This window comes from Corynebacterium sp. (genome assembly GCF_030152825.1).
Taxonomy (GTDB): domain Bacteria; phylum Actinomycetota; class Actinomycetes; order Mycobacteriales; family Mycobacteriaceae; genus Corynebacterium.
On sequence record NZ_JASLIP010000069.1, the window covers coordinates 1 to 4,985 of the forward strand.

Consider the following 4,985-nt stretch of genomic DNA (forward strand, 5'->3'; position numbering starts at 1 on the left):
GAGATCGTCACCTTCATCGACGAGCTGCACACCATCGTCGGCGCCGGTGCCGGCGGCGACTCCGCGATGGATGCCGGCAACATGATTAAGCCGCTGCTCGCCCGCGGTGAGCTGCGCCTCGTCGGTGCGACCACCCTGGACGAGTACCGCCAGCACATCGAGAAGGACCCGGCCCTGGAGCGCCGCTTCCAGCAGGTCTACGTCGGCGAGCCGACCCCGGAGGACACCATCGGTATCCTCCGCGGGCTCAAGGAGCGCTACGAGGTGCACCACGGCGTGCGCATCCAGGACTCCGCCCTGGTCGCTGCCGCCAGCCTCTCGGATCGCTACATCACCAGCCGCTTCCTGCCGGATAAGGCCATCGACCTGGTCGACGAGGCCGCCTCCCGCTTGCGCATGGAAATCGACTCCCGACCGGAGGAGATCGACAACGCCGAGCGCATCGTCCGCCGCCTCGAGATTGAGGAGATGGCCCTGGCCAAGGAGACGGACGCCGCCTCCAAGGACCGCCTCGAGCGCCTGCGCTCGGAGCTGGCCGATGAGAAGGAGAAGCTCGCCGGCCTGACTGCTCGCTGGGAGAACGAGAAGTCCAGCATCGACTCGCTGCGCGGAATCAAGGAGGAGCTCGACGCCCTGCGCCGGGACTCTGAGATCGCGGAACGCGACGGGGACTACGCCAAGGTCGCTGAGCTGCGCTACGGCCGCATCCCGGACGTCGAACGGCGCCTGGAGGAGGCCGAGCAAGCCCAGGCCAAGGCGCAGGCTGGCAACCAGGAGATGATGCTCACCGAGGAAGTCACCCCGGACACCATCGCCGATGTTGTCTCCGCGTGGACCGGCATCCCGGCCGGCAAGATGCTGCAGGGAGAAACCGAGAAGCTGCTGGAGATGGAGAGCGTCCTGGCGGGCCGCGTCGTTGGCCAGAAGCAGGCCGTGAACGCTGTCTCCGACGCCGTGCGCCGCGCCCGTGCCGGCGTGGCTGACCCGAACCGTCCGACCGGCTCCTTCCTCTTCCTCGGCCCCACGGGCGTGGGTAAGACTGAGCTGGCCAAGGCTCTGGCGGAGTTCCTCTTCGACGACGAGCACGCGATGGTCCGCATCGACATGTCCGAGTTCGGTGAGAAGCACTCCGTCGCCCGCCTGGTCGGTGCCCCTCCGGGATACGTCGGCTACGACCAGGGCGGACAGCTGACCGAAGCGGTGCGCCGTCGCCCGTACACGGTCGTGCTCTTCGACGAGGTGGAGAAGGCCCACCCGGACGTCTTCGACATCCTGCTGCAGGTCCTCGACGAGGGTCGCCTGACTGATGGACAGGGACGGACGGTGGACTTCCGCAACACGATGCTGATCCTGACGTCCAACCTGGGCGCCGGCGGCAACCACGAGCAGATCATGGACGCCGTGAAGGCCCACTTCAAGCCGGAGTTCATCAACCGCCTGGACGATGTGCTGATCTTCGACCCGCTGTCCGAGGAGCAGCTGGAGCACATCGTGGACATTCAGATCGGCGGGCTGGCGGATCGTCTGGCTTCCCGTCGCCTCACCCTGGATGTCTCCCCGGAGGCGAAGGCCTGGCTCGCCAAGCGCGGCTACGACCCGGCCTACGGTGCCCGCCCGCTGCGCAGGCTGATCCAGAAGGCCATCGGAGATGCCCTGGCCAAGGAGCTGCTCTCCGGCGCGATCCGGGATGGCGATACTGTCCGCGTGGACGTGGACCCGCACGAGGTCGAGGGCGTGGATAGCCTCTGGATCCACCGCGGCGAGTAATCGCACCCTGCCGGGGCGGGTGAATCCTCGCCCCGGCAAAGCCCAAGGCCCGGCGGCCGCTCAGTAGGTGCTGAGCGTCCGCCGGGCCTTTTCCCTGCTCGCTGTGTTTATGCAGGGCGCGAAACGAGAGTCCTACTAGTTCGACTTATAGACGGCCTTCGGTAGGCGCTGGGAGTCCAGCTCGCCGCCGTCGGCGCCGATTACGCGCAGGGTCTTGCCGTCGATCACGATGGTGTTCGGCGCGGCGGGGACGCGGAACTTGCCGCGGGCCACGTCCGCGGAGGCCATGTCGACGTCCTCCTCGTAGCCCATCCCGTCGCTGTAGCCGCGGTAGTAGTAGCCGCCGTTACCCGGGTTCTCGCAGATCGAGACGTAGGTGGAGCCGTTGGTCGCCGCGTACACCCACTCGTCGGTGGAGTTGCACTGTGCGTTACGGCTGACCACCCAGCCGTCGGAGCGTAGCCCGGAGGGGTAATCGGACGGGGACGAGACCGCCTTCGGGCCGTCGGAATCTTCCGGCTCGGAGGTCTCGGTGTCCTCGTCTTCGTCCTCGTCGTCTTCCTTGGTGGTCGTCTTCTCGGAGGAGGATTCGTCCTCGTACTCCGTCTCGTAGACGGTGACGGGGTCCTCGCTGGAGCCGCCGTCCTTGGAGCCCGCGAGGAACCACCACAGGCCACCGCCGATCAGCGCGAGGATGAGGAGGACGATGAGTGCGATTAGCCAGCCCTTGCCCGACTTCTTCTCCTGGGGCTGCTGATAAGGGCCCTGTTGGTACGGCCCCTGGGCGTAATTCTGCTGGTAGCCACCCTGCTGATAAGGGGCCTGCTGGTAGCCCTGCCCGTTCGGCGGCCCCTGCTGGAAACCTTGCTGATAGGGGCTTTGCTGGTACGGGCTCTGCTGGAGGCCTTGACCGTAGCTCGCCGCGCCAGCCGCCCCGCCGGCCGACGCTGCGCCCCGCTGGTAGTTCGGTGGTTGCGGCGAATTCGCCAGCCCAGCCCAGTCCTCCTCCGGGTTCGAGGAACGCAAGTCCGGGTCGGTGGTCTCCTTGCCCGAGTTCCGCGGCGCGTTGGGGGACGTCGGCGTGGATTGGCCGACACCGGGCTTGTCGGCGCCTGGCTGGTTCTGCGCCCACGGATTACCCGAGGGCTGATTCCATGGGTTCTCCACCTGGCCGTCGCCCGAGCCAGACGGTTTCTTCTCCCACGGGTTTTCGGACATCCACTGCTCCAGTCTTTGAAGGGTAGAAAGCTAACCTAAAAAGCATATAAGAAAACCCGCCTGAGCGGGCACTAGGCCCCGATAGAGGATGCTTCCACGGGGTCCCGAGTGGGAGAGGCTGAGTAATGGAAACCTCAGTCGCGCACAATCTCTAGGATGGTGACCATGAGCCAAGCAACTTCCCGGCGCGTGCACGATACCTTCTCCAAAATCCCGGGCCCATTCATCAACGGTGAGCAGCTTTATGAGGCCTACCGCCTCGGCGAGCGCATGACCATCATCGACTCCCACTGGGCTAAGACTGAGAACAGCGCGTGGGAAGCCTACGTGGGCCAGCACCTGCCAGGGGCGATGTTCTGCAACCCCCTCCAACACCTGGCCGGCACCCCCTCCCGCACACGGGGTCGCAACCCCATGCCGGGCCTGGCCGCCCTGCAGCGCAGCTTCTATAACTGGGGCATCACGGATGGCCGCCCCGTCGTCATCTATGACGCCGGGCGCAATATTTACGCTGCTCGCGCCTGGTGGATCCTGCGTTGGGCTGGCGTCGAGAACGTGAAGATCCTGAACGGCGGAACCTCCCAATGGGAGGAGGCGGGCGGCGACGTCGCCGGTGGCATCGGCGCCCTCCGAGGGCGCGGGGACTTCAAGATCCGACCACGCTCCATGCCGGAGCTGTATATCGACGAGATTGACGTCTGGTGCCGCGACCGAATGCTGGTCGACTGCCGCGACCCGGAGCGCTTCCGTGGCGTTCGCGAGCCCTTCGACCACCAGGCAGGCCACATTCCGAGCGCGGTGAACATTCCCGTGGCCTCCTTGCTGGATGAGGAAGGCAAGGTCTTGGGTGGCACCCAGCTGCGGGAGATCTTCGCGAGCCACGGCATCGATGAGAACACCGAGCTGACCGTACACTCCGGATCCGGGCTGGACTCCGCCCTGTTCCTGGCTGCGATGGAGGAGGCGGGCCTCCCCGTCGGGCGGCACTTTGTGGGGGGTTGGTCACAATGGTCCGCTTCCTCCTCCCGCAAGATCGCGCGCGGTTAAGCTGGGGAAGCATGACAGACGGGCACGATTTTGAGGACCTCGGCGGCGCGGGGGATGTCGGCGCCGCAGGCTTCGGCGCAACTGACGTGGATGCCGTCGCAGGAAACCGCGGTGGAGTTCCGCATTCCGAGCGCACCCCTGTGGGCGCGCCGCTCGCCGGAACGACAGCGCCGCTGAGCGCAGTGCCGCACCCCGTGTTCGCTTCCGGCTCCGCAGGCGCAGGCGTGGCCGTGATCCCGGACCCCGATAAGGAGATCGTGGAGGTGCACTCCCCGGTTGCGGGAACCCTCGTGCGGGTACAACCCCACATGTTCGTCGTGGAACTGGAAGACGGTAGCGCCCGCGTGCTGGTGCAAATGGGCATCGACACTGATCAACTCGACGGCCAGGGTTTCGCCACCCGCTGGGCAGAGGGCTCGACCGTGCAGGCGGGAACGCCAGTGGTCACCTATGCACCCAAGGAGGTCGGCCGCCTCGGCTACGACCCGATCGTGCTGGTGCTGGCGTTGTGCCACGGGTCGGGGGAGATCGAGTTTCCCGTCGCGCTGAGTGGCCCGTGCGCGGGGCAAGACGAGCTGTTTAGGGTCTAGCCGGATGGCACGGCGCCTATTGAACCTCGTCGCGATGCTGTGGATGCTCGCCGCGTTGACGGGCTTTCCGCTGCTGCTGGATACCGATGTGTTGCGTCGGTTGGCGACCTACTACTTCCTGGGGCTGCTCGCGCTGCAGATCATCCCCCTGGTCATGACCTACAACGGCAGCTTCGGTCACAGGCTCCACCCAATCAACGTGGCCTATATGGCACTGGCCTCAATCGGGCTGGTCGGCAGCGTGATGTTGGCGATCGTGTTCGGGGTAAACGGCGGCCCAGCGGCCACCATCATCGCGGGCGCGTTGCTATTCATGGGTGTCGTCGGCGCGACGGTGCTCGCGCTCTTTGCCCGCCCGTGGCG

Annotated in this window: 5 protein-coding genes; 4 read left to right on the forward strand and 1 reads right to left on the reverse strand. The window is 66.3% G+C overall.

Annotated features, from left to right (window positions below; all coding sequences use genetic code 11):
* Positions 1–1,767, forward strand: a 1,767-nt coding sequence (locus Q1V78_RS07700; RefSeq protein WP_300613299.1) for an AAA family ATPase, incomplete at its 5' end; no start/stop codon positions are given.
* Positions 1,768–1,902: 135 nt separating this feature from the next.
* Here Q1V78_RS07700 and Q1V78_RS07705 read toward each other — a convergent pair.
* The gene (locus Q1V78_RS07705; protein WP_300613301.1) at positions 1,903–2,985 is read right to left on the reverse strand and encodes a hypothetical protein; all 1,083 of its coding nucleotides are present in this window, start codon (positions 2,983–2,985) and stop codon (positions 1,903–1,905) included.
* 165 nt (positions 2,986–3,150) lie between these two features.
* On the opposite strand from Q1V78_RS07705, the gene Q1V78_RS07710 reads away from it, so the two are divergent.
* The 3 genes from Q1V78_RS07710 to Q1V78_RS07720 form a co-directional block, all read left to right on the forward strand.
* Positions 3,151–4,032 (forward strand): sulfurtransferase, encoded by an 882-nt coding sequence (locus Q1V78_RS07710; RefSeq protein WP_300613303.1) that lies wholly within the window; start codon positions 3,151–3,153, stop codon positions 4,030–4,032.
* An 11-nt stretch (positions 4,033–4,043) separates the two neighbouring features.
* Entirely contained in the window at positions 4,044–4,622 is a 579-nt protein-coding gene (locus Q1V78_RS07715) for a PTS glucose transporter subunit IIA (protein WP_300613304.1), read from the forward strand.
* Between the two features lie 4 nt (positions 4,623–4,626).
* Positions 4,627–4,985: hypothetical protein (locus Q1V78_RS07720; protein ID WP_300613306.1), on the forward strand; the 359-nt coding region annotated here is incomplete at its 3' end.